The sequence below is a fragment of the Pseudoxanthomonas yeongjuensis genome, from assembly GCF_010093345.1.
Lineage (GTDB): Bacteria > Pseudomonadota > Gammaproteobacteria > Xanthomonadales > Xanthomonadaceae > Pseudoxanthomonas_A > Pseudoxanthomonas_A yeongjuensis.
The window spans coordinates 83,427-110,379 of the sequence record NZ_PDWT01000007.1 but is presented as its reverse complement, the minus strand read 5'-3'; the positions used below and the strand labels follow the sequence as shown (position 1 = coordinate 110,379).

The 26,953-nt window shown below is 65.2% G+C and carries 26 protein-coding genes; 11 read left to right on the top strand and 15 right to left on the bottom strand.

What is annotated here, in order from left to right; genetic code table 11:
- Positions 1–142: 142 nt before the first annotated feature.
- Positions 143–577 (bottom strand): winged helix-turn-helix transcriptional regulator, encoded by a 435-nt coding sequence (locus CSC74_RS15175; protein ID WP_162315333.1) that lies wholly within the window; start codon positions 575–577, stop codon positions 143–145.
- Between the two features lie 86 nt (positions 578–663).
- Between CSC74_RS15175 and CSC74_RS15170 the strand changes: the two genes are divergently transcribed.
- Positions 664–1,209, top strand: a complete 546-nt coding sequence (locus CSC74_RS15170) for a DUF1579 domain-containing protein (RefSeq protein WP_246193299.1) — start codon at positions 664–666, stop codon at positions 1,207–1,209.
- Between the two features lie 29 nt (positions 1,210–1,238).
- Here the strand turns inward: CSC74_RS15170 and CSC74_RS17785 are convergent, their stop codons facing one another.
- A complete protein-coding gene (locus CSC74_RS17785; RefSeq protein WP_425501470.1) occupies positions 1,239–1,691 on the bottom strand; it encodes an REP-associated tyrosine transposase in 453 nt (150 codons plus the stop codon).
- A 408-nt stretch (positions 1,692–2,099) separates the two neighbouring features.
- Here CSC74_RS17785 and CSC74_RS15160 point away from each other — a divergent pair, with 408 nt between their 5' ends.
- Positions 2,100–3,284 carry a glycosyltransferase gene (locus tag CSC74_RS15160; protein ID WP_162315331.1) on the top strand — a complete coding sequence of 395 codons (1,185 nt, stop codon included), beginning with the start codon at positions 2,100–2,102 and terminating at the stop codon, positions 3,282–3,284.
- A 12-nt stretch (positions 3,285–3,296) separates the two neighbouring features.
- Here CSC74_RS15160 and CSC74_RS15155 read toward each other — a convergent pair whose 3' ends face one another.
- From CSC74_RS15155 to hutU, 3 genes are all read right to left on the bottom strand, one after another.
- Positions 3,297–4,172: a hypothetical protein gene (locus CSC74_RS15155; RefSeq protein ID WP_162315330.1), complete on the bottom strand. Its 876-nt coding sequence runs from the start codon at positions 4,170–4,172 to the stop codon at positions 3,297–3,299.
- A gap of 356 nt (positions 4,173–4,528) precedes the next feature.
- Complete coding sequence (locus tag CSC74_RS15150; protein ID WP_162315329.1) at positions 4,529–6,010, bottom strand: FG-GAP repeat domain-containing protein; 1,482 nt, start codon at positions 6,008–6,010, stop codon at positions 4,529–4,531.
- A 63-nt stretch (positions 6,011–6,073) separates the two neighbouring features.
- A complete protein-coding gene (hutU, locus tag CSC74_RS15145; RefSeq protein WP_162315328.1) occupies positions 6,074–7,741 on the bottom strand; it encodes a urocanate hydratase in 1,668 nt (555 codons plus the stop codon).
- Positions 7,742–7,881: 140 nt separating this feature from the next.
- Between hutU and CSC74_RS15140 the strand changes: the two genes are divergently transcribed.
- Positions 7,882–8,616 carry a ThuA domain-containing protein gene (locus CSC74_RS15140; protein WP_162315327.1) on the top strand — a complete coding sequence of 245 codons (735 nt, stop codon included), beginning with the start codon at positions 7,882–7,884 and terminating at the stop codon, positions 8,614–8,616.
- Between the two features lie 57 nt (positions 8,617–8,673).
- Here CSC74_RS15140 and CSC74_RS15135 read toward each other — a convergent pair whose 3' ends face one another.
- Positions 8,674–9,036, bottom strand: coding sequence for a hypothetical protein (locus tag CSC74_RS15135; RefSeq protein ID WP_162315326.1), 363 nt, complete (start codon positions 9,034–9,036; stop codon positions 8,674–8,676).
- A gap of 108 nt (positions 9,037–9,144) precedes the next feature.
- Positions 9,145–9,669: a YybH family protein gene (locus CSC74_RS15130; RefSeq protein WP_162315325.1), complete on the bottom strand. Its 525-nt coding sequence runs from the start codon at positions 9,667–9,669 to the stop codon at positions 9,145–9,147.
- Between the two features lie 57 nt (positions 9,670–9,726).
- Between CSC74_RS15130 and CSC74_RS15125 the strand changes: the two genes are divergently transcribed.
- The 3 genes from CSC74_RS15125 (at position 9,727) to CSC74_RS15115 (ending at position 13,232) form a co-directional block, all read left to right on the top strand.
- Positions 9,727–10,989, top strand: coding sequence for an alkaline phosphatase family protein (locus CSC74_RS15125; protein ID WP_425501468.1), 1,263 nt, complete (start codon positions 9,727–9,729; stop codon positions 10,987–10,989).
- A 151-nt stretch (positions 10,990–11,140) separates the two neighbouring features.
- Positions 11,141–12,646: a DNA-3-methyladenine glycosylase 2 family protein gene (locus tag CSC74_RS15120; protein ID WP_162315323.1), complete on the top strand. Its 1,506-nt coding sequence runs from the start codon at positions 11,141–11,143 to the stop codon at positions 12,644–12,646.
- Positions 12,647–12,734: 88 nt separating this feature from the next.
- Positions 12,735–13,232 carry a methylated-DNA--[protein]-cysteine S-methyltransferase gene (locus CSC74_RS15115; protein WP_162315322.1) on the top strand — a complete coding sequence of 166 codons (498 nt, stop codon included), beginning with the start codon at positions 12,735–12,737 and terminating at the stop codon, positions 13,230–13,232.
- 123 nt (positions 13,233–13,355) lie between these two features.
- Here CSC74_RS15115 and CSC74_RS15110 read toward each other — a convergent pair whose 3' ends face one another.
- Positions 13,356–14,639 (bottom strand): formimidoylglutamate deiminase, encoded by a 1,284-nt coding sequence (locus tag CSC74_RS15110; protein ID WP_162315321.1) that lies wholly within the window; start codon positions 14,637–14,639, stop codon positions 13,356–13,358.
- Between the two features lie 59 nt (positions 14,640–14,698).
- Between CSC74_RS15110 and hutI the strand changes: the two genes are divergently transcribed.
- Entirely contained in the window at positions 14,699–15,931 is a 1,233-nt protein-coding gene (gene hutI / locus CSC74_RS15105; protein ID WP_162315320.1) for an imidazolonepropionase, read from the top strand.
- A gap of 170 nt (positions 15,932–16,101) precedes the next feature.
- Here hutI and CSC74_RS15100 read toward each other — a convergent pair whose 3' ends face one another.
- The gene (locus CSC74_RS15100; protein WP_162315319.1) at positions 16,102–16,284 is read right to left on the bottom strand and encodes a 30S ribosomal protein THX; all 183 of its coding nucleotides are present in this window, start codon (positions 16,282–16,284) and stop codon (positions 16,102–16,104) included.
- Positions 16,285–16,347: 63 nt separating this feature from the next.
- Positions 16,348–16,761, bottom strand: coding sequence for a MerC domain-containing protein (locus tag CSC74_RS15095; protein WP_162315318.1), 414 nt, complete (start codon positions 16,759–16,761; stop codon positions 16,348–16,350).
- An 86-nt stretch (positions 16,762–16,847) separates the two neighbouring features.
- On the opposite strand from CSC74_RS15095, the gene CSC74_RS15090 reads away from it, so the two are divergent.
- The 3 genes from CSC74_RS15090 to CSC74_RS15080 all read left to right on the top strand — a co-directional run bounded on the left by CSC74_RS15090 (position 16,848) and on the right by CSC74_RS15080 (position 20,761).
- A complete protein-coding gene (locus CSC74_RS15090; RefSeq protein ID WP_162315317.1) occupies positions 16,848–18,929 on the top strand; it encodes a TonB-dependent receptor in 2,082 nt (693 codons plus the stop codon).
- Between the two features lie 150 nt (positions 18,930–19,079).
- On the top strand, positions 19,080–19,514 hold the full coding sequence (locus CSC74_RS15085; RefSeq protein ID WP_162315316.1) for a MarR family winged helix-turn-helix transcriptional regulator: 435 nt from the start codon (positions 19,080–19,082) through the stop codon (positions 19,512–19,514).
- On the top strand, positions 19,511–20,761 hold the full coding sequence (locus CSC74_RS15080) for an MFS transporter (protein WP_246193295.1): 1,251 nt from the start codon (positions 19,511–19,513) through the stop codon (positions 20,759–20,761). The genes CSC74_RS15085 and CSC74_RS15080 overlap by 4 nt, the downstream gene beginning before the upstream one ends.
- 55 nt (positions 20,762–20,816) lie before the next feature.
- Here CSC74_RS15080 and CSC74_RS15075 read toward each other — a convergent pair whose 3' ends face one another.
- A complete protein-coding gene (locus tag CSC74_RS15075) occupies positions 20,817–21,302 on the bottom strand; it encodes a Fur family transcriptional regulator (protein WP_162315315.1) in 486 nt (161 codons plus the stop codon).
- A 24-nt stretch (positions 21,303–21,326) separates the two neighbouring features.
- A complete protein-coding gene (gene gltX, locus CSC74_RS15070) occupies positions 21,327–22,733 on the bottom strand; it encodes a glutamate--tRNA ligase (RefSeq protein WP_162315314.1) in 1,407 nt (468 codons plus the stop codon).
- 137 nt (positions 22,734–22,870) lie between these two features.
- Between gltX and lpxH the strand changes: the two genes are divergently transcribed.
- Positions 22,871–23,617 (top strand): UDP-2,3-diacylglucosamine diphosphatase, encoded by a 747-nt coding sequence (gene lpxH / locus CSC74_RS15065; RefSeq protein WP_162315313.1) that lies wholly within the window; start codon positions 22,871–22,873, stop codon positions 23,615–23,617.
- A gap of 94 nt (positions 23,618–23,711) precedes the next feature.
- Here lpxH and CSC74_RS15060 read toward each other — a convergent pair whose 3' ends face one another.
- The 3 genes from CSC74_RS15060 to CSC74_RS15050 form a co-directional block, all read right to left on the bottom strand.
- The gene (locus CSC74_RS15060; protein WP_246193293.1) at positions 23,712–24,560 is read right to left on the bottom strand and encodes a ferritin-like domain-containing protein; all 849 of its coding nucleotides are present in this window, start codon (positions 24,558–24,560) and stop codon (positions 23,712–23,714) included.
- A 96-nt stretch (positions 24,561–24,656) separates the two neighbouring features.
- Positions 24,657–26,126 (bottom strand): amidophosphoribosyltransferase, encoded by a 1,470-nt coding sequence (purF, locus tag CSC74_RS15055; protein ID WP_162315311.1) that lies wholly within the window; start codon positions 26,124–26,126, stop codon positions 24,657–24,659.
- Between the two features lie 22 nt (positions 26,127–26,148).
- Positions 26,149–26,913 (bottom strand): CvpA family protein, encoded by a 765-nt coding sequence (locus CSC74_RS15050; RefSeq protein WP_162315310.1) that lies wholly within the window; start codon positions 26,911–26,913, stop codon positions 26,149–26,151.
- Positions 26,914–26,953 lie beyond the last annotated feature (40 nt).

Below are 26,953 nucleotides of genomic sequence, written 5' to 3'. Positions count from 1 at the left end.
CCGATCCCGAGGCGCAGCTGTGCTGGGACCTGTGGAAGAAGTACGAAACCGCGCGCGACGGCCTGCCGTTCCTGGTCGACGGCTATCCGTTCGACAAGGCGAACGGCATGCAAAGCCAGGCGCCGACCTTCACGAAGTGGTGTCAGGGACAATTGATTCTGGTCGAAAGCGTCTCCGCACAACCCAGTGCCACCGGTGGCGCCATGTCCGCGCCACGTGTGCGTTGCAGATGCGCCAGGCCCCAGACCCGGGCGTTCTCGACCAGCGGCAGGACCGTGCGACCGTAATCACTCAGGCGGTATTGCACCAGTGCGGGCACCGGCCCGGTCTCCAAACGCTCGACCAGTCCGTCGGCCTCCAGTTCGCGCAGCTGTTCGGTCAAGACCTTGTGCGAGATCGGCGCGACGCGGCGCAGCAATGCGGAGAAATGATGGGTCTCGCGGGCGAGCCAATACACGATCGTGAGCTTCCATTTGCCGCCGACCGTGCTGAAGGCCGCATGCAGCGGACAGTCGGCGAGCGGATGGGACTTCGCAAGCGGATACGCACCTGCAGGTGCGGTCTTGTCGTTGGACATGGATGCCTCTAGCGTTCGCTCAACCAATAGAGATGGAGGATGCCATGCCGGGCCTTTGCCGTGCGTTGATGCCATGGATCGCGGTCATGGGGTTGTTCTGTTTGCCGGTCGCGCACCTCTCCGCGCAGGCGGTGCAAGATGCCAAAACCGAGGTAAAGCCGATGCGCGATGGACAGCACGATTTCGATTTCCAGATCGGCACGTGGAAGACGCATCTGAAGCGGCTGGTGCATCCACTGTCGGAATCGGACGAGTGGGCGGAGTACGAGGGCATCACCACCGTACGCAAGGTCTGGGATGGCCGCGCCAACCTGGTCGAGCTGTCGGCCGACGGCCCGGCCGGCCATTTCGAGGGCCTGAACCTGCGCCTGTACAACCCGCAGTCACGGCAATGGAGCCTCAACTTCGCCAGCAGCCGCGGTGGGACATTGGGACAGCCGACGATCGGCGGGTTCGTCGATGGTCGCGGAGAGTTCTACGACCAGGAAGACTTCGAAGGCCGCGCGGTATTCGTCCGCTTCGTGATCACCCCGCTCGACGCCGATGCGATCCGCTTCGAGCAGGCGTTTTCCGACGACGGCGGCAAGACCTGGGAGGTCAACTGGGTGGCGACGGATACGCGGGTGAAGTAGTAGCCCCACGCAGGGGGCCAGGGCCCACCCTATGAATCCCCGCCACCCATAGGGCGGGCTCCAGCCCGCCGAATACCGACATCAGGATCGCAAGCCCGATCTTCGGCAAGTTCACCGGAGTCGATGTACCGGCGCAACGAGGAATAAGGCCAACCCACCGCCCGGGCTACGTATCCATGCTTGACCGGGTTGAAGTGGATGTAGTCGAAATGATTCTGCAGGTCGGTTTCATCCATGATCATGTGTTTCCAGAAACGACGTTGCCAGATGCCGCGCTCGCGTTTGGCGATGCGGACATCGGAACGACGCTCCGTCTTCGGCAGCCGACGCGAGAATCCGGACTTGATGCGTGCCCAGCGATCCGCGTTATCGGCATCGCCTTCGGGCAACCGCCACAGGCAATGCAGGTGTTCGGGCAGTACGACGATAGCGACCACATGGAACGGCCGTGCGCATTGCGCGTCGCGGAAGGCGGCCCGCAGCAGATCGACGCGCTCGACCAGTAAATGGCGGTTGCGCCGCTACAGCAGGTCCACGGTGAAGAAGAAGGTGCCACCCGGCACCCACACGCGGCGATAGTTGGGCATGCAGCAACAATGGCCATGCCGTGCATCCGACCCCATCGGCATAAGCCGTGGAACGACGCAGGAAATTGCCGGCAAGTGGAATGCGCCTCACCTTCCCCGACGCCCATGCCCCATGCGGTGGGCCGGGGCCCACCCTATGAATCCACGAACCCCAACATCCATAGACGGGCTCAAGCTCGCCGCATGAAGTCCGACCTACGAGGCGATCACCGCGTGGCAGTCACATAACTTCCATGCAGGCAGGGCATTGTCTGTCACATGCCCACGGAGTGCCGTGGACCCGCCCTATACGCCGAGGTGCCGATGCACGTGCTGATGCTGTCCGACGTCTACTTCCCGCGGGTCAACGGCGTCTCGACCTCGATCCGTACTTACGTCGGCGCGTTGCTGGAGATGGGCCATCGCGTCACCCTGGTGGCGCCCGATTACGGCGGCAGCGATGCCCAGCGGGCTTTCGACGCCGAGTTCGGCATCCATTTCGAGGTCATCCGTCTGCCCGCACGCACGATTTTCTTCGACCCCGAGGACCGGCTGATCACCTCGCGCGCGTTGCGCGAGGCCTTCGATGCGCTGTCGGTGCGCGACTGGGACGTGGTCCACGTCCACACCCCGTTTCGCGCCCACAAACTCGGCGTCCGCCTGCGTCGCGCGCGCGGGCTGCGGGTCGTGGAGACCTATCACACCTATTTCGAGGAATACGCCGCGCACTACCTGCCCTGGCTGCCCGCGCGGCTGCTGAAATCCGCAGCGCGCCGGGCCTCGCGCAAGTTGTGTGGGGAGATCGATCACCTGATCGTCCCCACCGCTGAGATGGTCGACGTGCTGCGCGCCTACGGCGTGGACACGCCTTCCACCGTGCTACCCACCGGCATCGACCTGCGCGAATTCGCTGGCGGCGATGGCCAGGCTTTCCGCCAGGCCCACGGCATCGCCTCCGACCGTCCCGTGCTGCTGACGGTCAGCCGCCTGGCGATGGAGAAGAACATCGATTTCCTGCTGCAGGTCGTGCGCCGGCTGGTGCCTGACTTCCCCCAGTTGCTGTTCCTGGTCGCCGGCGAAGGTCCCGACGCCGCCCGCCTCAAGTCCCTCACCACTTCGCTGCACCTGGAATCCCACGTCCGCTTCTTCGGCAACCTCGATCGCCGCACCACCCTGCTGGACTGCTACCGCAGCGCCGATGCCTTCGTCTTCGCCTCCCCCACCGAAACCCAGGGCCTGGTCCTGATCGAAGCCATGGCCCTGGGCGTCCCCATCGTGTCCACCGCGGTGATGGGCACCGCGACGGTGCTGCGCGATGCCGCCAGCGCAGTCGTCAGTGCGGAGGACGTCGAAGCCTTCGCCAGCCACGTGGCCCAGGTGCTGCGGCAGCCCGAACTGCGCGCCAGGCTGGCGCAATCGGGACCACGCGATGCCGAGCGATGGAGCGCCCCGGCGCTGATGCACGAAGCGGTCGGCGTTTACACCGGAATTGCTGCGCCAGCGGCTTGAGAGGCGAATCGATCAATCGCCGACGATGCGCAGCCCGAACGTCAGGGACGCCTCGGGTATGTAGCGGGCGCTGCCGCTGACATCCAGGCGGATCGTCATCGGCTTCCGGAACACCTGCTCTGCCTGGGTCTCGGTCAGACCATATCCCTCGACCAGGTTCCGCCTGGTCAGGAAGCCGGCGATGCAGACGTTCGAGTCACGCTGGGTCTCGTACCTCTGCTCGGATCCCAACAACGTCGCATTGAGTTGCTCGCCCGAAGTCATGGCCGTGCTCAGCCTGCCGCCGAAGGGCTGGCCCGTGCTCGGATCCACCAGGGAGGGATCACGCAGCACTTCGCTCTCGATCGTCAACCGCGGCCGGTAGACCAGCGACGCGGTCACCGGCTCCGCGCCCGGATTTACGTAGGCAAGTCCAATGTACGGCGAGAACCAGTAGCACAGCAGCGAGTGCGCGGCGTTGCCCGGCAGGGTGATGCTGGCGGTGTCGTGGAAGCTGAAGGACGTCGTCTGCGCTGGCAACGTCTGCTCGCAGTGCGAGCCCTCGTACTGGTGCTCCGGCAGCGAGCAGTCCTCGCTCAGGTGGATGTCAGCTTGCGTCACACCCAGCCATTTCAGCGGGCGACCGAACGAGTCGGGATCGCCCACTTCCTCCCGGGTGGGCGTCCCGGGCAGCGGAGGCAGGGGCGGAAGTGGAATCGGGTTCCCGACCGGGGGCCTCGCCGTGTTCGGCCTGGCTGGCGACAGCGACTGCGGGCGATCCGTCGCGGCCGCCGCGGCGTGCGGGGTCGAAAGGGCACGTTGCAGGGACGGCTGCGCCGCATAGGCGACCAGCGAGGCGAGCGCGGCGGACAGGGCGCCGATGGCGAGGTAACGACGTGGCTTGCGCATGTGGGGAAACTCCGAGGATGGGGGACCTTGGAGTATTCGAGAAAACCGGCGTGCGACTGCCAGCCTCCGGGGCCAGAAGCCCGACCTACGGGGCCTGAATCGGGGGATTCCGGGAATCGAACCGGAGGGTCCCGAACATCGAACTGGAAGGTTCTGGAAACGAACCGGAGGGTTCCGAGCATCGAACTGGAGAGTTCCGGAATCGAACCGGAGGGTTCCGAGCATCGAACTTGGGGGTTCCGAGCATCGAACTGGAGGGTCCCAGAAACCAATCCAGGATTCAGATGGATAACCGATATCCGGACAGGAACCATAGGGCGGGCTCAAGCCCGCCGAATGAAGTCCGGGCTACGTCACTACAAGCGGCGAGGCGGTAAATTTCCCCCGGTGAGCCTTCGCGGGCGCGGGATGCAATTAACACCGTCAAGAATCGCAAGCCCATCGTAGCCGACCGCTATCGCCAGATCGAGACAGCCATCCTGATTGAAGTCGCCTGCCGCGTAGGGATATCGATCGTACGAAACCTTGAAAGCATGGCCCCAGTCTGGATTCGGGTCGTAAAACCGGATCGGTGGATTCAGGTCGCCACCCTTGCCGAGGTATACGGCAAGGTAGGGAATCAAGTCGAAATCCTCGAATTGGTGGTTCACCAGATCGTCCAGTCCATCCCCATTGAAGTCTGCAATGAACGGTGTAATGGGATAGCTGAAATTCATGGCGAGACCGAGCGCTTCGCCGAACGTTCCATCGGCATTCCTCAAATGGATTTCGTCCCCGCTTACCGTGTCCCGGCGTTTGTCCCCATCAACATCACCGAAGATGATATGTGTCTCGCTGGTCAGATTGCCCAACAGCGCATGCAATTCATGTAGCGGACTCAGTCCGCCGCCGGGAAGGCGATAAGCGACCCGTACGCTGCCAGCGTACGGGTCTGATTCTGTCCCGACAAACACCAGATCGAGCAATCCGTCGCGGTTGACATCTTCCACCATAATTTCGGACATCCCTCCCTCCAATCCCTCCGCTATGGCATACGTCGGGCGACCAAAATTCCCGCGCCCATCGCCATGCAGGACTTGGTAGATCAAGCAATAATTACTATTGCAGCTCCCCTGTGAAGCATTGAGATGCTCCGGGCAGCCACCAGCTACGACGATATCCTTATGGCCATCACCATCTACGTCGAGGCTGGTCCAATCGCCAGGCGAATCGCAAGACATGTAGGCCAATGCCGGGTAGCCCTGCTTGAACGAAGGAACCTGACCGGCCCGGGACAACAGCAATCCCACGCCGCCCCGATATCCGTCATCGCTTACCGTATCAAACGCTACATCCTTGATCCCGTCTTCATTGAAATCATCAACGACGATCAATTTCGCTGTGGAATAGTTGATGACGCCAGCGGAAAAAGTGATCGGCGCCGCGAGCGTGCCGCTCGAAGTCTGCAGGATCAGGTCCACGAAATTCTGGTTGGCCAGCGCGACCAAGTCGGTCCTGCCATCGCCGTTGAAATCCCCGGAGACGACGTCATCGTATATCGCCACCCCAACACCGATAGGGTCCACTTCAAGATTCGTCCGATGCAGGTATTGTCTGTGTGGCCTGAAACCCCACTGAGCGATGCTTGGTGAGGTAGTGACCTTCACGGAGTCGCTCAATGCCATCATGCCCGTGGAAGGCGGTCTCCGATCCGCTCTAGCGGTATGCGCTTGTACGCTCCACACGACCGGATTTTCTGTTTCGCGCCTGCTCTCCTCTGCGGCAGGTTGGATACCGCAACCAGCAGGACCAGTTGCCACCAGAATGCAAAACATCCATGAGGTAACGCGCTTGCCCATCGTCCTACTCCCCCTTGACTCCGGCATTAGAGCGCCATGCTAGTGGATTATGTGGGTTGCCGGTCATGCCATCGGCAACTTCAACCCCTGCTCCCGCGCACACTCCTTCGCAATCTCATACCCCGCATCCGCATGCCGCATCACCCCGGTGCCCGGGTCGTTCCACAACACCCGTGCGAGGCGCTTGTCCGCTTCGGCGGTGCCATCGCAGACGATCACCACCCCCGAGTGCTGCGAGTAGCCCATGCCCACTCCGCCGCCGTGGTGCAATGACACCCAGGTCGCCCCGCCGGCCACGTTCAACATCGCATTCAACAGCGGCCAGTCGCTGACCGCATCGCTGCCGTCCTTCATCGCCTCGGTCTCGCGATTGGGCGAAGCCACACTGCCACTGTCCAGATGGTCGCGGCCGATCACCACCGGCGCCTTCAACTCGCCGTTGCGGACCATCTCGTTGAAGGCCAGACCCAGCTTGTGGCGCTGGCCCAAGCCGACCCAGCAGATCCGCGCCGGCAGGCCCTGGAAACTGATCCGCTCGCGGGCCATGTCCAGCCAGCGGTGCAGGTGCTCGTCGTCGGGGATCAGTTCCTTCACCTTCGCATCGGTCTTGTAGATGTCCTCCGGATCGCCGCTCAACGCGACCCAGCGGAATGGACCCACGCCGCGGCAGAACAACGGCCGCACGTAGGCCGGGACGAAACCGGGGAAATCGAACGCGTTCTTGCAGCCCTCGTCGAAGGCCATCTGCCGGATGTTGTTGCCGTAATCGAAAACGGGAATGCCCTGCTTCCCGAATTCCAGCATCGCCTCCACATGCACGCGCATGGATTGCTTCGCCGCATCGCGGACCTTCTGCGGGTGGGTCTTCTGTTCCAGCAGCCACTGCTCCACGGTCCAGCCGATGGGCAGGTAGCCGTGCACCGGATCGTGCGCGCTGGTCTGGTCGGTGACCGCGTCCGGGCGCACGCCCAGGCGCACCAGCTGCGGCAGGATCTCGGCCGCGTTGCCGAGCAGGGCGATGGACTTGGCCTCGCCGGCCGCAGTGTACTTGCGGATACGGGCCAGCGCGTCGTCCAGGTCGACGGCCTGCTCGTCCACGTAGCGCGTGCGCAGGCGCATGTCGATGCTCTTCTGCTGGCACTCGATGTTGAGGCTGCAGGCGCCGGCCAGCGTCGCCGCCAGCGGCTGCGCGCCGCCCATGCCGCCGAGGCCGGCGGTGAGGATCCACTTCCCTTTCAGGCTGCCGTTGTAGTGCTGGCGGCCCATTTCCACGAAGGTCTCGTAGGTGCCCTGGACGATGCCCTGGCTGCCGATATAGATCCAGCTGCCGGCGGTCATCTGCCCGTACATCATCAAACCCTTTTTATCGAGTTCGTTGAAGTGCTCCCAGGTGGCCCAGTGCGGCACCAGGTTGGAATTGGCGATCAGCACGCGCGGCGCATCCGCATGGGTGGGGAACACGCCGACCGGCTTGCCGGATTGGACCAGCAGGGTCTCGTTGTCCTCGAGCTTGCGCAGCGACTCCAGGATCGCGTCGTAGCAGGCCCAGTCGCGCGCGGCGCGGCCGATGCCGCCGTAGACCACCAGCGAGGTCGGATCCTCGGCCACTTCCGCATCCAGGTTGTTCTGCAGCATCCGGTACGGCGCCTCGCTGAGCCAGGACTTGCAGCTGAGTTCGGTGCCGCGCGGGGCACGGATGACGCGGGAGGGGTCGTGGCGGGGATCGGACATTGCGGGAATCCTGATGCAGGCGATGGGCCATTATCGGTGGGAGCGCCGTCCCGGCGCGAGCTCTTCCCTGGCCAACAAGGCAAAAGCTCGCGCCGGGACGGCGCTCCCACGGGGGCGGTGCGCATGGCAGACTTGGCCGCATGCGCCGCCCTGCCCTGATCCTGCTGTCGATCCTGTTGCTGGCCCTGTGCGTGCAGGCCAGCGCGAGCATGGCGCCGCGGGCGCGCGTGCTGGTGTTCACCAAGACCACCGGCTGGCGCCACGATTCCATTCCCACCGCGGTTGCTGCGTTGCAACGTCTGGGCGCGCAGGAAGGCATGCAGGTCGACCACAGCGAGGATGCGCACGATTTCAACGCCCGGGACCTGACGCGCTACCAGGCGGTGGTGTTCGCCAACACCACCCTGGACGTGCTGGACGCGGAGCGGCAGGCGGCGATGGAAGGCTTCGTGCGCGCCGGCGGCGGATTCATGGGCATCCATGCCGCCGCGGACACCGAATACGACTGGCCCTGGTATGGCGAACTGGTGGGCGCATGGTTCAAAAGCCACCCACCGGGATTGCAGACCTCGCGGGTGCTGTTCGAAGGCGAGGACGTCGAGGCGCCGAAAGACTGGACGGTGACCGACGAGCTGTACAACTACCGCAGCAACCCGCGCGGGCGGGTGCAGGTGCTGGCCACGGTGCAGGAAGCCGATTACGACGGCGGCAGCATGGGCGCGGACCATCCAATCGCCTGGTGCCATGCCTTCGACGGCGGACGCGCCTGGTACACAGGGCTGGGACACGAGATCAAGTTGTACGAGGATCCCGTATTCCTCGCCCAGTTGCGGCGCGGCCTGCGTTACGCGGCGGGAATCTCGACGCGTTGCTGAAGCCGTAATGGAAAACGCCCGGCAAGGCCGGGCGTTGCAGTCAAAAGTCCATTGCGATCAATGCACCGCAGGATCCAGCCGGCGCAACGCATCACTCAGGTCGATGGCGCCGGTCCTGTCCAGATCGTCCTTGGTGTAGGAACGGCCGGTGGCGTTGACGCATTTGCGGCCCTTGTTGTCGGGGCGCGGCGCCAGGCGCGAGCCGGTTTCCTTCAGGCAGCTGCGGTCGGAGACTTCGTCCTTCTTGGCGACATCATCCTTCCGGGTGACTTCATCCTTCGAAGCAGGCCGAGCGGCATCGCTGGCCGGGACCGTGGATGTCTGCGGAGCGGCTGTTTCAACCGGAATCGGGGCTGGCGTCTGCGCCACGGCTGCGAAAGCCAGGCCCAGTAGCAAGGGGGAAAAGACAAGACGTTTCATCGGGATCTCCTGCCCGCGGAACAAACGCGGCGTTATGCGGAATGCATTGTTTATACGCCCGTCGCACTGTACCCGTCGCAACCTTCCGGCGCGGCATTCAGAACCGCGTCAGCCCGCCGGACAGGACTTGCCGCTACCCTCGCGGAAAGCCTGCACCGCAGCGGCATCGGCAGGCTCCGGGCGGATGCCGTCGTCGAAGATCATCCGCCATTCGCCATCCGCTTCGCGTTGCCACACGGAACCGTAGCGTCCATGGCGATAGGCTCCGGTCTTCGGATCCTGGTACAGCGCGGGACCGCTGGAATAGGCGGTCCTGCCATCGCCACCGATCGTGACCACGGCCGGGTACCACTCCAGCTTCAACGCGCTGCCGTCGATGATGCCCTGCCATTCCCGGGTCACCGCTTCGCGCCCGACGGTGGGTTCCCGACTCACGCCGAAGGCCGCATTGACGGCGAGGTAACCGGCGAAGGCGACCGGATCATGATCGGCGACCGATTTGGCGAAGCCGAGTTCGCGTTGCCAGACCTGGCAGCGCGGCAAGTCCGGCGATGCCAGGACTTCAGTGCTCGATATCGCGGTCGAGTACAGCGCCAACGCAGCGATGCAAGCGATACGGGGAAGCGGTGTCATGCGCGATACTCCGGAGTCTGCCAAGCTTGGATCCAACGATACTTGCAACGAATGCCTATGCTCCGCTTATTGTTCAGGGCCGCGTGGCCAGCCGCTTTGCTTTTTCTGGCGGCCTGCTCGACCACATCGCCCCGGCCTTCGACTGTTGCCACCCTCGTCGAACCCGCGCCGCTGATGCTGATTTCCATCGATGCCCTGCGCGCCGATTACCTGGGCAAGGGCGATACGCCGAACCTGGATCGCCTGGCTGGCGACGGCGTCCGCGCCGAATGGATGAATCCGTCCTATCCCGCGCTGACCTTCCCCAACCATTTCACCCTGGTCACCGGCCTGCGTCCGGACCACCACGGCGTGGTCCACAACACCATGCGCGAAAATGGGCTCGGCGATTTCAGGGTCGCCGACCTGGGAGCCGTGGGCGATGGCCGCTGGTGGCGGGCCGAACCGATCTGGGTCGGCGCGGAAAAAGCACACCTGCCCACCGCAATCTGGGCCTGGCCGGGCAGCGCGGCGGAAATCGATGGCGTGCGGCCGACTCGCTGGAAGCCGTACGACGAATCCATTTCTGCCGCACGGCGCGTCGATGAGGTCGCCGCGTGGCTGCAAGAGCCTACAGCCACGCGCCCGCGCTTTACTGCGCTTTACCTGGAAATGGTGGATGACGCCGGCCACGATCACGGCCCGGATGCCCCGCAGACGCGCGCGGCCGTGCGTGAAGTGGACGGGGCGATCGGCCGCCTGCTCGATGCGCTCGCCCGCAACGGCTTGCTGGACCGGATCAACCTGATCGTGGTTTCCGACCATGGCATGGCCACGGTGGCGCCGGGCCACGCGATCGCGGTGGAAGAAGTAGTACCGATGGCCGATGCGGCGGTGATCAGCGTCGGCCAGTCGATCGGCATCGCCCCGCGCGAAGGACGCACGCAGGCGGTGGAACTGCGACTGCTCGGCCGCCACGACCATTATCGATGCTGGCGCAAGGGCGAGTTGCCGCCGCAATGGCATTACGGCAGCAATCCGCGCGTGCCGCCGATCATCTGCCAGATGGACGAAGGCTGGGATGCACTGCCTGCCGCAACGCTGGCCAAGCGTGCGCCTGATGCCAGCCGCGGTTCGCATGGCTACGATCCATCGCTGCCGTCGATGCGCGCGGCCTTCATTGCCCATGGCCCTGCCTTCCGCAAGGGCGTGGTGATCCCGGCATTCGACAATGTCGATGTGTATCCGTTGATGATCCGGTTGCTGGGCATCCCGGCTCGCGCGAACGATGGCGATATCGCGCCGCTGCTACCGGCGCTGCGGCCGATGCAGGCGATGTAGGCGATGTAGGAGCGACGCAAGTCGCGAAATCGGCATCAACGATGCTCCATCGCGACTTGCGTCGCTCCTGCAACCAAGATTGCAGCCCACCCGCAGCATTGATGTCCGAAAACGGCGAGTCCGACCCGTGACGCGGTGCTAACCTGCCGCCATGGCCCTCGACACCAAGACCTCCCTGCCCGACCTGCGTGTCTGCGAACAGGCACGGCTGAGTCGCGATGCGCGCTTCGACGGGCTGTTCTTCACCGCGGTCAAAAGCACCGGCATCTATTGCCGCCCGGTCTGCCCGGCGCCTGCGCCCAAGCCTTCCAACATCGCCTATTACGGCAATGCCGCGGCGGCCGAAGCCGCCGGTTTCCGCCCCTGCCTGCGTTGCCGCCCGGAACTGTCGCCCGGCGATGGCGCATGGCGGCGCGGCGACGAAGTCGTGGCGCGCGCGTTGAAGCTGATCGATCAGGGCATGCTCGCCGATCAGCCGCTGTCGGCATTGGCCGGACGCGTGGGCATCGGCGAGCGGCAGTTGCGACGGCTGTTCGTGGACCGCCTGGGCGCTGCGCCGATCGGCGTGCATGGCACGCGCCGCCTGTTGTTCGCCAAGCAACTGCTGACCGAGACCACGTTGCCTATCACCGAAGTCGCGCTGGCCTCGGGTTTCGGCAGCCTGCGCCGTTTCAACGCTACGTTCCTGGATGCGTACCGGATGGCGCCCCGCGACCTGCGCCGGCGACCGCTCGCCTCGCAGGAAGGGGTGATGACCCTGCGCCTGGGTTATCGCCCGCCTTACGATTTCACCGCCATGCTGGATTTCCTGCGCGGCCGCGCCCTACCGGGCGTGGAGCAGGTGGACGAGCACGGATATGCGCGCGTGATCGGGCCTGCGCCGACGCCGGGCTGGCTGCGGGTCAGCGCATGGCCCGGCGGTGAACATGCCTTGAAACTGGAACTGCGCGATGTCGCCCCAACGCGTCTGCTGGATGTGGTCAACCGCCTGCGGCGCATGTTCGACCTGGATGCGGATCCGGATGCGATCGCTTCCGCTTTGTCGCGCGACAAGCGTTTGCGCCCCTTGCTGAAGAAGCGTCCCGGCCTGCGCCTGCCCAGCGGCTGGGACGGCTTCGAGATCGCGATGCGCGCGGTCATCGGCCAGCAGGTCAGCGTCGCGGCCGCGCGCACTTTCACCGCCAGGCTGGCGCAGCAATTCGGTGAAGCCCTGCCCATGGAATTCGCACCGGGCCACCAGCACCTTTTCCCCACGCCCGATGCGCTGGCCGATGCCGACCTGAGCCGTATCGGCCTGACCCGCACCCGCGCCGACACGGTGCGCACGGTCGCGCGCGCGGTGCGGGACGGCCACGTGGACTTCCGCAGCGAACGTACGCTCGAGGAATTCATCGCGCGCTGGGTCGCCCTGCCCGGCATCGGTCCGTGGACCGCGAACTACATCGCGATGCGCGCACTCGGTCATCCGGATGCGTTCCCCGCCGACGACCTGGTGCTGCAGAAGGCGGTGCCGACGGACAATACGCGGATGACCGCGAAGGCGCTTAGCGCACGCGCGGAAGCGTGGCGGCCGTGGCGCGCGTATGCGGTGATCCAGTTATGGAAGGATTCGATGCCAGCGCCGAAAGCGGCGAGCTCTATCGTAGGAGCGACGTGAGTCGCGAAGGAAATCTTTGGATGGCTTCGCGACTTACGTCGCTCCTACACCTTCCACACCCAAACATGCCGCAATACAGGAATTACCGATGATCTTCTACCAATACATCGACAGCCCGGTAGACCCGTTGCTGCTTGCGGCCAGCGACGAAGGCCTGCATCTGATCGAATTCCATTCCCCGCGGCACCCCATGGCGCGCTTGCCGGACTGGCAGGAAGGCGACCATGCGGCACTGCGCACGGCGCGTTCTCAGTTGGAGGAGTATTTCGCTGGCAAGCGCAGGGATTTCGACCTGCCGCTGGCGCCGCAGGGCACCACCTTCCAGAAAGAGGTGTGGCGGACCCTGGCCACGATTCCCTACGGCGAAACCATCAGCTATGCGCAGCTCGCCCGGCGCGTGGGCAAGCCGACCGCGATGCGCGCGGTGGGCGCGGCCAATGGGCGCAATCCGTTGCCGATCGTGCTGCCCTGCCATCGGGTGATCGGCGCCGATGGTTCGCTGACCGGTTTCGGCGGCGGCCTGCCGACCAAGCAGTTCCTGCTGGAACTGGAAGGCGCATTGCCGCAAGGCGATCTGCTGATTTGACGGCCTGATCTTTGTCCCCCAAGGGGACTTCCTTGGGGGCGTGGATCCGAGCTTGCTCGGATGCTTTTCGCGTTGAGGCCAGAGCATCCGAGCAAGCTCGGATCTACAAAGAGATGTTCGCTTTCAATCGGCGAGCAGTGCCTGCAGTACCTGCCGGTATCGCACTGCAATCGCATCGCGATCAGCGTGCCGTCCCTCAGCGACCACGCGCTTGCCGGCGACGCGGACCTCACGCACCGCGTTGCGGTTGCCGCTGAATATCCAGCGGTCGATGGCGTCGTCTTCCCTCACGCCGGCGAAGATCGCGGCATCGGTATCAAGGACCACAAAGTCCCCTTCTCCTACCTGGCCGGTGGACTGGTACGCGCTGGCATGCACACCGCGCAGCAGGGTTTCGCCGACACTGGTCGAGCCCTCGTTGACAGCGATGTTGCGATGACGGGTGATCAGCCGCTGGCCATATTCCAGCCAGCGCAGTTCCTCCACCGGCGACACCGAGATATGCGAATCCGAACCGATGCCCCAGGCGCCGCCCGCATCCAGGTATGCGCGCAGCGGGAACAGGCCATCGCCCAGGTTCGCCTCGGTGGTCGGACAGATCGCCACGGTGGCGCCGCTGGCGGCGAGCTGCCTGGTTTCGGTCTCGGTCAGGTGGGTGGCATGGACCAGCGTCCAGCGCGGATCGACCTCGAAATTCTGCTGCAGCCACTCGACCGGACGTGCGCCACGCAAGGCGAGGCAATCCTGCACTTCGCCGATCTGTTCGGAGATGTGGAGGTGCACCGGCGCGTCCGCCGGCAGCGCCGCAAGCACTTCGCGCATCGCCGCTTCTGGCACCGCGCGCAGGCTGTGGAAGGCGCAGCCGATGCGCAACGACGGGTTTTCCTCCGCGCGCAAGGTCTGCAGCAGGCGCAGGAATCCTTCGACGTCATGACCGAAACGCTGCTGGCGCGCCGACAACGCGCGCCCATCGAAACCGCCGGTCATGTACAGCACCGGCAACAGGGTCATGCGGATGCCGGTATCGCGCGCGGCGGCGATCAAAGCGCGCGACATCGCCGCCGGATCGGCGTAAGGACGGCCATCGGGCGCGTGGTGCAGGTAATGGAATTCGCAGACGCTGGCGTAGCCGGCTTCCAGCATTTCCGCGTACAACTGCGTGGCCACCGCGTAGGTGCTGTCCGGATCCATGCGCGCGGCGAAGCGGTACATGGTTTCGCGCCAAGTCCAGAAACTGTCCTGCGGATGGGTCTGGCGCTCGGCCAGTCCAGCCATGGCGCGCTGGAAGGCGTGCGAATGCAGATTGGCGATGCCGGGGACGATCCATGCGCCTGCGGGGAGGGCGTCGATGGCCGCCCGCGCCCAGCCTTCAGGTGTCCACAACTGCGGTGCTTGGGTCTGGCTCATGCCCGCATTCTCGCCCGACTCCCACGGGAACGCGACTGGCCAGCGTCTACAATCGCGCCATGGGCACGAATCTCGAACCGTTGTGGGATGGGTTGATCACCGGCATCAGCCTGGCGACGCTGGAAGGTAACGCCGGCTACGGCACCATCGAGGACGCCGCGCTGGGCTGGCGCGACGGCCTCATCGCCTACGCTGGTCCCCGCTCGCAATTGCCGGGAGCCGCTTCGACCTTGGCCCATGAGGTGATCGAGGCCGCAGGCGGCTGGATCGCCCCGGGCCTGATCGATTGCCACACCCATACCGTGTTCGCCGGCGATCGCGCCGGCGAATTCGAGCAACGCCTGCAAGGGGCGAGCTACGAGGAAATCGCGCGCAACGGCGGCGGCATCGTTTCCAGCGTGCTGGCCACGCGTGCCGCGAGCGAGGACGAGCTGTTCGACCAGTCCCTGCCCCGCGCCCGCGCCCTGCGCGACGACGGCGTGACCACGTTGGAGATCAAATCCGGCTACGGCCTGGACTTCGACAACGAACGCAAGATGCTGCGGGTGGCGCGGCGGATCGGCGACGGACTGGGCATCACCGTGCGCACGACCTTCCTCGGCGCGCATGCGCTGCCGCCGGAATTCGCGGGCCGTGCGGACGAGTACATCGATGCGGTCTGCGGATGGCTGCCGCGCCTGCACGACGAAGGCCTGGTGGATGCGGTGGATGCTTTTTGCGAACGCATCGGATTCAGCGCTGCGCAGACGCGACGCGTGTTCGAAGCGGCACGGACACTGGGACTGCCGGTCAAGCTCCACGCCGACCAGTTGAGCGATGGCGGCGGCGGGTCGCTGGTCGCGGAGTTCGGCGGCCTGTCGGCGGACCATGTCGAACACACTTCCGAAGCCGGGGTGGCGGCGATGGCCGCAACCGGCACCGTCGCGGTGCTGCTGCCGGGCGCGTACCACTGCCTGCGCGAAACCGTGTTGCCGCCGCTCGACGCCTTCCGCCGGCATGGCGTGCCGATGGCCGTGGCTACCGATTGCAATCCCGGCACTTCCCCGCTGCAATCGCTGCGCCTGGCGATGTCGCTGGCCTGCACCCATTTCCGGCTGACGCCGGAGGAAGCATTGCGCGGCGCCACCATCAACGCGGCGCGCGCATTGGGACTGGGTGATCGTGGCGTGTTGCGCGTGGGCATGCGCGCGGACTTCGCCTGCTGGAGCATTCGCCAGCCGGCCGAGCTGGCCTATTGGCTGGGCGGCAATCCACCCGCCGCGATCTACGCCAACGGAGGCAAGCTGTTGTAGGAGCGCCCCTTGGGCGCGATGCCCTTCGGTCAGGGTGCCTTCGGTCAGATTGCGCAAGAGCATCGCGGACAAGGCCCGCTCCTACGGGGACAAGGCGTCTGCAACGCATTCCCCGCAAACGAAAACGCGACGCCAGGCGTCGCGTTTTGTGCATGACCGGAACGAACCGATCAGCCGGCTTTTGCCACCGTCTTCTTGGCCACGGCCTTCTTCGCCGGCGCTGCCTTGGTAATGGTCTTCTTGGAGACGGGGGCGGCGACGCCCACGGCGGCCTTCACTGCATGCTTGCGTGCATTGCCATAGCTAGCGTTGGTGCGCTTGCCCTTGGCGGTCTTGCGATCACCCTTACCCATGGTTTGCTCCTGATTCGATTGCTGCGCCTTGCGCGCGAGGCCGCAAAGCCTATCACGCAGGCCTCAATGCGCACAGCTGGCATCGTGTACGTGCCAGTGGTTGAGGCGCAGGTTGACCACGTGCGCCAGGCCCACCAGGGTGCCGCCCAGGGTCATGACGATGGCGTGCACGATTACCTGATGATGCAACGGCGGGTAGTAGGCCCCCGCCCAGAGGATCGCCAGTCCGACCAGCAGCAGGCTCAGCGCGCGGAACGCACGATGGCGGCGATAGCCCCAGAGCAGGCTGAACAGGCCCAGCACGGTCACGAACACGACGAAACCACGTTCGAAGCCATCTCCGAGCCATCTCGACAGCCCTAACGAGGGGATCGCCGCCAGTAGCAGTGGCGTCAGCGCGCAGTGCACGGCGCAGATCATCGAACCGGTGGCGCCGAAACGATCGAGCAGGCGGCGGAGGCGGAAATCCATGGGCATCAGTATGACTTTTGGGACGGGTCGTATTTCACGAATGAAATATTATAACATCTGTCTCGAATTCTCCAGCCCTCACGGATCCCATCATGACCCCACGCCCGACCCACCTCCGCCGCAGGCTCACTCTCGCCCTGGCCCTGATCCTGTTCCCGACGGCGCTCCCGGCGCTTTCCTGGGCCGCTACCGCGGACAGCGCGGGCGCTGCTGGCACCGACTTGGATTCGCCGCCCTCCGACACCCGCCACACCGACGCGGACTCCAGGGATCGCCATGTGAAGGACCTGGACGGCGTCGTCGTCACCGCCAGTCCCTTGCGCGACTCCGCCGATGCCTTGAGCAAGCCGACCGAAGTACTGGCCGGCGAACGTCTGGACGAGGACCGCGCCGCCAGCCTGGGCGAGACCATCTCCAGCCTGCCCGGCGTGCAGAGCTCCAACTTCGGCCCGGGCGTCGGCCGCCCGATCCTGCGCGGCCTGGACGGCCCGCGCGTCGCCGTACTCAGCAATGGCCTGTCCACCCAGGACGTCTCCACCATCAGCCAGGACCACTCGCCTGCGGTGGAATCGTTCCTCGCGGACCAGATCGAAGTGTTGAAGGGTCCGTCCACCCTGCTCTACGGCAGCGGCGCGATCGGCGGCGTGGTCAATGTCGTCGACGGACGTATTCCCGAAGCGCCGATCGCCGATGGCTTCAGCGGCCGTGCCGAAGCGCGCTTCGATGCCGGCGACCGCGACGGCAGTACCGCCATGGCCCGCATCGACGGCGGCAACGATCGCTTCGCGCTGCATGCCGACGCGGTCTACCGCAACGCCAGGGACTACGACACACCAGAGGGCCGCCAGGCCAATTCCTTCATCGACACGCATACCGGATCGGTCGGCGGTTCGCTGCTGGGCGACTGGGGCTTCGTCGGTGTTTCCGCTGCGCGTTTCGAGGACGATTACGGCAACCCCGGCGAACCCGGCGACCTCGCCGAGGGCGAACGCGGCGTGTGGCTGCGCATGCGCCAGAACCGCTACGACCTGAAAGGCGCATTGACCGCTCCCTGGGGCGAAGGCAGCGGCCTGCGCTACAGCTTCGGCCATACCGACTACAGCCACGTCGAGTTCGAAGGCGAGGAAGTCGGCACCACCTTCAACAAGCAGGCCAACGAAGGCCGCGTGGAAGCCTCCTTCGCTTTCGGCAACGGCTGGCAGACCGCGGCGGGTTTGCAGGGCGGCGCTTCCACCTTCGAAGCGATCGGCGAAGAATCCTTCGTCCCGCGGACCGACACGCGCTCGCTGGGCCTGTTCGGCGTTGCGCGCAAGCAGTGGGATGCATTGCAACTCGACCTGGGCGCACGCATCGACAAGGTCGAATACGACCCGGCAGCTCAAGCCTCGCGCGATTTCAAGCCGGTCAGCGCCTCGCTGGGCGGTGGCTGGAAGTTGAACGAACGCTGGCGCCTGACCGCCAACCTGGACCACGCCGAACGCGCGCCGGTCGAGGAGGAATTGTTCGCCGATGGCCCGCACATCGCCACCCTCGCCTATGAAATCGGTAGCGCGGATCTGCGGAAAGAAGCGGCCAACCAGTTGGAAATAGGCGCGCAATACCGGAACGACTGGGTCGATGCGAAATTCTCCGCGTATTACAACCGCTTCAACGATTTCATCTACATCGCCGACACCGGCGAGCAGTGGTACTGGGACGAGGAGGACGAGTACCTGCCGATCCGCCAGTGGACCCAGGCCGACGCGCGCTTCCACGGTTTCGAGGGCGAAGCCACCTTCCACCTGGCCGACAACGAAACCGGGACCTGGGACCTGCGCGTATTCGGCGACACCGTGCGCGGCACCCTGGCCGACGGCGGCAACCTGCCGCGCATCGCACCGTCGCGCTTCGGCACCCAGCTGCGTTGGTCCAACCCGTCGTGGCGCGCCTCGCTGGGCGCGACCCGCTACCAGAAGCAGGACAAGGTCGCCGCAGGCGAAACGCCCACCGCCGGCTACACCCTGGTCGATGCGCACCTGGCCTGGCACCACGACAACGACGATACGGCGTGGGAAGTGTTCCTGGATGGCAGCAACCTCACCAACGAGGCAGCGCGCGTGCATACCTCGTTCCTCAAGGACAGCGTGATGCTGCCGGGTCGCAGCGCGTCGTTCGGGGTCCGCGTGTTCTTCTGATCCGCCAATCGTAGGACCGGATCGAGGGCGGTCGCCGTCAAGGCGGCCGCCCTCTTTCTTTGGCATCGATGCGTTCCGCATCGATGCCCTCGACATTAATGTGCATATGCACTTACCATGCGCCGGAACCCGACTGCGATGGAACCCGCCATGTCCTTCCCCAGTGCCTGCACCTGCTTCCGCCTGCGCCGCGCCGCCAGGCAGGTTTCCCAGGTCTATGACCGGGAACTGGCGGCGGTGGACCTGAGCCTCAACGAATACTCGATCCTGCGCCGGGCCGAACCGCAGCCGCGCACGCTCGGCGAACTGGCGGCCACGGCGGGCATGGACCGCAGTACCCTGACCCGCAACCTGAAACCGCTCATCGACGCCGGCTGGCTTAAGGAGACGCGTGGCGAAGACGCGCGCCAACGCGTCATCGCCATCACCGCTGCGGGCCGCAAACGCATCGCCAAGGCCATGCCGCATTGGCAATGCGCCCAGCAACGACTGGAGAAGCAGTATGGGAAACAAGCCACCCTGCGCCTCAATACCGACCTGGATGCGCTGGACCAGGCCTTGAACCTGCCCGGAGCCGATGCATGAGCGTCCATCGCGCGACTCCCGCGCCACGCATGCACTGGGGCCTGTTGCTGACCGCGGCGGCGATGCTGATGATCACCATGGGCGTGCGCCAGACCACCGGTCTGTTCGTCACGCCGATCCATGAATCCACCGGCGTCGGCATCGCCGCGATCAGTTTCGCCCTGGCCATCGGCCAGTTCGTGTGGGGCGCGGTGCAGCCGGTGTTCGGCGCGATCGCCGACAAGCAGGGTTCGACCCGCATCCTGGTGGCCGGCGGCCTGTTGCTGGCAGGAGGCATGGCGCTGACTCCTTTCATGTCCTCGCAATGGGGCTTGATGTTCACGCTGGGCTTGCTGACCGCGGCGGGCGCCGGCGCCGGAAGTTTCTCCATCCTGATCGGCGCCACCGCTTCGCGGCTGGCACCGGAAAAGCGTTCGTTCGCAGCGGGGTTCATCAACGCCGGCGGATCGCTGGGCCAATTCGTGTTCGCGCCGCTGGTGCAATTGGCGATCACTGCCACGGGCTGGGGCGTGGCCATGTTCGGGCTCGCCGCCGCCTCGCTGCTGACCCTGCCGCTGGCGTGGCCGCTGCGGCGCAAGCCTGCACCTGCCGCTGCGGCCAGCGGAGCTGTCGCCACCGGCACGTCACCCGCGGAAATGACCTTGCGCGAACAACTGCGACTCGCATCGCGCGATCGCAGTTACTGGCTGTTGCACCTGGGCTTCTTCACCTGCGGCTTCCATATCGCCTTCCTGGTCACGCACCTGCCCGGCGAGATCGCGCTGTGCGGCCTGCAGCCCAGCGTCGCCGGCGCTTCCATTGCCTTGATCGGCCTATTCAACGTACTCGGCAGCCTGGTCGCCGGTGCGCTGGGGCAACGCTACCGGATGAAGATGATCCTGGCGGTGATGTACGCCAGCCGCGCGGTGATGATCGTGATCTATCTGGTGTCGCCACCTACGCCGATGACCTTCTACATTTTCGCCGCGGCGCTGGGCTTCACCTGGCTGGCGACGGTGCCGCCGACGGCCGGATTGATCGGCAAGCTGTTCGGTCCGCGTTACCTCGGAACCCTGTTCGGCCTGACCTTGCTGTCGCACCAGATCGGCGGATTCTTCGGCGCGTGGCTGGGTGGCGTGGCGATCGAACGGCTCGGCGACTACAGCTGGATGTGGTACGCGGATATCGTGCTGGCCTTGATCGCGGCGATGGCGAACCTGCCGATCCGCGAAAAATCGCCGAGGTTGTTAGCCGTAGGAGCGACGTAAGTCGCGAAGGTAAATGTAGGGTTTCGCGACTTACGTCGCTCCTACGCCGCTGGAATCAACCCGCGCAGCGCGCGCATAAACCATGCACTTCCAGGGTCTGCGCCTGCGGCTGGAAGCCGAGTGCCTTGGCGCGCGCTTCCAGTTGGGTGACCACTTCGCGGTCTTCCAGTTCCACCGCGCTATGGCAGCGGTCGCAGATCAGGAACGGGACCGAATGCTGGTCGCTGTTGGGATGGTGGCAGGCGACGAACGCATTCACCGATTCCAGCTTGTGCACGAAGCCATTGGCCATCAGGAAATCCAATGCCCGATACACCGTGGGCGGAGCATCGGCGCCGACGCCTTTCTTCTCCCGCACCAACTCGAGCAATTCGTAGGCCTTCACCGGCTTGCCGGCATCGGCGATGAGCTCGAGCACGCGCGCACGGATCGGGGTCAGGCGCAGGCCGCGTTCCTGGCAGGCATGCTCCACCGCCGCGACGAAGCCGTGGGCGTCGTCGACGTGGTGCTTGGGATCCGTGCAGGAATGCTTGAGTGCCATGGAATTAGTGAGTGAGGACCGGGATCATGCGTCCGCAGGTATCTTGATAAGCGCTGCGTCGATCCGTTTCAAGGCCTGTTCGCGCCCGGCCAGGTAAACGGTCTGGGAAATATCCGGGCTGACCTGGGTACCGGTGATGGCCACGCGCAAGGGCTGCGCGACCTTGCCCATGCCCAGGCCCAGGGCCGCCGCGGTGTCGTGCAACGCAGCCGCTACCGATTCGACCGTCCACTCCAGCGCATTGGCCAGGTGATCGCGCGCGGCCGCCAGCGGCGCCGAGGCCGCGGCATTCAGGTGCTTGGCGACGGCGGCTTCGTCATAGGTTTCCAGCGGCTGGTACCAGACCGCGGCGCGTTCGGCCATTTCCTTCAGCGTATGCACGCGGTCGCGCAAGGCGATCACCACATCGACCGCAGCGGGACCTTGCGCGGGTTCCAGGCCGAGCTTGCGCAACTGGTATTCCAGCTGCGGCGCGATACCGGCCGGGTCATCGCTCTTCAGATAGTGCTGGTTGACCCAACCCAGCTTGTCCATGTCCAGGCGCGCGGCCTTGGAATTGACGTCCTCCACCGAGAACAACTGGATCAGTTCCTCGCGGGTGAACAGCTCCTGATCGCCATGCGACCAGCCTAGGCGCGCCAGGTAGTTGATCAGCGCATGCGGCAGGTAGCCGGCGTCCTTGTACTGCATGACATCCGCGGCGCCGGTGCGCTTGGACAGCTTGGCGCCTTCCGGGTCCAGGATCATCGGCATGTGCGAGAACAACGGCACCGGCACGCCCAGCGCTTCGTAGATATTGATCTGGCGCGGGGTGTTGTTGATGTGGTCGTCGCCACGGATCACGTCGGTGATGCGCATGTCCATGTCGTCCACCACCACCGCGAAGTTGTAGGTGGGATAGCCGTCGGAACGGAAGATCACCAGATCGTCGAGCTCGCTGTTGGCGATTTCGATGCGACCCTTGATGCGGTCCTCGAAGACGACACTGCCACCTTGCGGGTTCTTGAAACGGATCACCCGGTTCGGATCGTCGCGATACGGCAGGTTCTGTTCGCGCGCGCGGCCGTCGTAGCGCGGCTTGTCTCCCGCGGCCTGGGCGGCGTTGCGGATGGCATCGAGCTCCTCACGGGTCTCGTAGGCGTAATACGCCTTGCCGGCGGCGACCAGCTGCTCGGCCACCTCCCGGTAACGCTCCAGGCGCCGGGTCTGGTAGATCGGGCCTTCGTCGTAGTCCAGGCCCAACCAGTCCATCGCCTCCAGGATCGCGTCGATCGCACCCTGGGTGCTGCGCTCCTGGTCGGTGTCCTCGATGCGCAGGATGAAGTCGCCGCCACGGTGGCGCGCCTCCAGCCAGCAGTACAGCGCGGTGCGCGCGCCGCCGATGTGCAGGTAACCGGTGGGGCTGGGGGCGAAGCGGGTGCGGCAGGTCATGGGGTGCCTGAAAAAAAGCGGAATATGGCCAATTTTACCCTGTAGGAGCGGGCCTTGCCCGCGATGCTTCTCCAGCACGTCATGAAGAGCATCGCGGGCAAGGCCCGCTCCTACGGGGCACGGTTTAGAATCCTGTGATGACCACCCTCTTCATCTCCGACCTGCACCTGGATTCCACCCGCCCCGTGATCACGGAACTGTTCGGCCGGTTCGTGCGCCGCGAGACGGAATCGGCCGATGCGCTCTACATCCTGGGCGACCTGTTCGAGGCCTGGGTCGGCGACGACGATCCTTCGGAGGTGGGCGCCTTCGTCGCGGCAACGCTGCGGGAAGTCGCCGATGCCGGCGTGCCGGTGTATTTCATCCGCGGCAATCGCGATTTCCTTGTCGGACAGGACTATGCGCTGCGAGCCGGATTCCGGGTACTACCGGACCCGGCCGTGGTAGTGCTGTACGGAAAACCCACGCTGCTGATGCATGGCGACCTGTTGTGCACCGACGACATCGCCTACCAGGCCTTCCGCACCCAGACCCGCAACCCGGCGTGGCAAGCCCAATTCCTGGCGCAACCATTGGAGGCCAGGCTCGTCTTCGCGGCACAGGCGCGCGCCGCCAGCCAGGCGCACCAGGCCAAGTTGCGCGAAGGCGGCAACGACGTGCGCTTCGAAACCGTGACCGACGTGACCCCGACGACGGTGGAGGCGACCTTCACCCGCTACGGCATCGACCGGATGATCCACGGCCACACCCATCGCCCCAACGTGCACAAGCTGCAGGTGAACGATCGCGATTGCGAGCGGATCGTGCTGGGCGACTGGTACGAACAGGGTTCGGTGCTGCGGGTGGACGCGGATGGCTATCGGCTGGAGTCGCTAAGCGGCTGATCGTGATCCCGTAGGAGCGACGCAAGTCGCGAAAGATACGGGCGGGTTCCTTCCTGAAACACGCGAATCACTCAAGTCGCGACTTACGCCGCTCCTACGCGCGTGAGAGCTGTTCCAGCGCCGCGATCTCTTCGGCATCGAAACCGGCCAGCAACCGCGCCTGGTGGTTGAATGGGCCACGCAGCACCGGTCCTGCATATTTCGCCAGCAGCTCGCGGAAGGTCGAACGCGGCTCGACCCCGGCACGCCCGCAATACCAACGATACCAGTGCGAGCCGGCCGCGACGTGCGCCACTTCTTCTTCGAGGATCAATTCGAGGATTTCGACGGTCGCGGCGTCGCCCAGGTTGCGCAGCTTCGCGATCATCCCGGGGGTCACGTCGAGCCCGCGCGCTTCCAGCACCCGCGGCACCAGCGCCATTCGCGCCAAGCCGTCGTGCGCGGTTTTTTCGGCCATTTCCCACAAGCCGTGGTGGGCGTCGAAATCGCCGTAATCATGGCCCAATTCGCGCAACCGGTCACGCAGCAGCACGAAATGGCGCGATTCGTCGTTCGCCACCGACACCCAGTCGGCATAGAACTCCGGCGGCATTCCGCGGAAGCGGTAGACCGCGTCCCAGGCCAAGTCGATGGCGTTGAACTCGATGTGGGCGATGGCGTGGACGAAGGCGGCGCGGCCTTCCGCGCTGCCGATCCCGCGCTGCGGAAGCTGGCGCGCGGGTACCAGCTTCGGGCGGGTGGGACGTCCGGGCATGCGGATGGGTTGCGGTGCGGGCGCATCGGAATCAGTACTGAGTTCGCCGCAGGCGAATTTAGCGGCATACGCCTGAGTCAATGCGACCTTGTTTTCTGGCGAGGCAGCATCGAGGCATGCCCGGGCAGCGTCGAAGAGTGATAAAGCCATGGAAAACGAATCGTCATCCCAGCGAACGCTGGGATCCATTTTGACTTTTCCCTCGAACCCCGAACAGCAAAGGCAACGGCAAGATCAAGGTGGATCCCAGCGTTCGCTGGGATGACGGCCCGGAGGGAAGCGGCATCACGACACCCTGCGCTTGCGCTTCGCCTCATCCGAGCGCAGCGCTTCGATCCGCTCGAAATAACCCGGCTCGATGCCGGTCACGTAGTTGCCGTCGAAGCACGAGGAGTCGAAGCGCTGCAGGTCCTGGTTGCCTTCGCGCACCGACGCTTCCAGGTCTTCCAGGTCCTGGTAGACCAGCCAGTCGCAGCCGAGCAGCTTCTGTATTTCCTCGATGCTGCGGTCGTTGGCCACCAGTTCGTCTACCGCCGGCATGTCGATGCCGTAGATGTTGGGGTGGCGCACCGGCGGCGCGGCCGAGGCCAGGTAGACCTTGCGCGCGCCGGCATCGCGGGCCATCTGCACGATCTGTTGGCTGGTGGTGCCGCGGACGATGGAATCATCGACCAGCAGGACCACGCGGTTGCGGAATTCCAGCGGAATCGGGTTGAGCTTGCGGCGCACCGATTTCACCCGCTCGCCCTGCCCCGGCATGATGAAGGTGCGGCCGACGTAGCGGTTCTTGATGAAGCCTTCGCGGTACTTCACCCCGAGCACGTTGGAGATTTCCAGCGCGGCGTCGCGCGAGGTGTCGGGAATCGGGATGATGGTGTCGATGTCGTGGTCGGGACGCAGGCGCAGGATCTTCTCGCCCAGCTTCACGCCCATGCGCATCCGCGCCTTGTGCACCGAGACATTGTCGATCATCGAATCGGGGCGCGCGAAATACACGTATTCGAAGATGCACGGCGCGTGTTCCTGCGGCTCGGCGCAGATCTCGGCGAACAGCTCGCCGCGTGCGGTGATGACCACGGCCTCGCCCGGGCGCACGTCGCGCACGCGCTGGAAGCCGAGGATGTCGAGCGCGGCGGATTCGGAGGCGACAATGTATTCAGTGCCTTCGTTGTGCTCGCGCTTGCCCAGCACCAGCGGCCGGATGCCATGCGGGTCGCGGAACGCGACCAGGCCCAGGCCCAGGACCACGCTGACCACCGCATAGCCGCCCTTGACCCGGCGATGCACGCCGGCGACGGCGCGGATCGCGGTTTCGGGCGAAAGCGTGCGCTGGCGATCCAGTTCGTGGGCGAACACGTTCAGCAGCACTTCGCTGTCCGAATCGGTATTGATGTTGCGGCGGTCTTCGGCGAACACGTCCTGGCGCAGGGCTTCGGTGTTGATCAGGTTGCCGTTGTGGGCCAGGGCGATACCGTACGGCGAATTGACGTAGAAGGGCTGCGCCTCGTCCAGACCTTCGGAACCGGCGGTCGGATAGCGGCAGTGGGCGATGCCGACCCGGCCTTCCAGCGTGCTCATCGCCTTGGGATTGAATACGTCGCGGACCAGGCCGTTGTCCTTGTGCACGCGCAGGCGCGTGCCATCGGCGGTGGCGATGCCGGCCGCATCCTGGCCGCGATGCTGGAGGACGGTCAGCCCGTCATAGAGCTGGCCGGCGACATTCTGGTTGCCGACGATTCCGACGATGCCGCACATGGTTGGCGTACTCCCGTTCTGGCTATTGCGACTGGGGCCGTTTCTGGCCGTTGGGGCGCTGCCTGGATGATTCGATATTGGCCGGGTCGCTTCCGTTCGACTCGACATTGGCCGGATCCTGGCCCTGGGATTCGATATTGGCCGGGTCATGCCCTGGTGTTGCCTGCCCCGGTGCTGTATTCCCGGCGGGACCGCGCGGCGCCAGGCCGCCCTTGGCCGACTCGATCGCCTGCTGCACCGCCTGTTCCAGCGCCGGTACCTGCAGGTTGCCGATGCCGCCATTATCGCCCGTCACGGAGCCGTTGCGAAAATCAATTTGCGGAACGGACCAGTTCGGCAGTTTGGAACGCATCCAGCCGGCCGCGGGGATGAGCATCGGCAGGACCTGCGATTGCCGCCAGGCGGGCTCGCGCGGCAAGGGGGTGAAGCCCATCAGCAAGACCAGGATGCTGGCCAGGAACGCGCCGCGCAGCAGGCCCAGCGCCGTACCCAGCAGGCGATCGACCCCGGAAAGACCCGCCGACTGGACCATCGACCTGGCCATCGCCCCGACCAGGACCACGACCACCATCACCACCACGAAACTCAGCGCGTAGCCGCCGAACAACTCGGTGATCGTGGGCTTGCCGTTGTCCGAGAGCCAGAACGCCGCCTGGCCGCCGAACTCGAACGTGGCCCAGCCCGCCAGCAGCCAGGCCGCGGTCGAGACCAGGGTGCCGACGAAACCGCGGATCAGGCCGAGCAGCGCCGAGCCGCCGATCACGATCAGCAATACGATATCGATCATGGCGCGCTCGAGTCCTTGAAATGGAGTTGTCGGCCTTTCA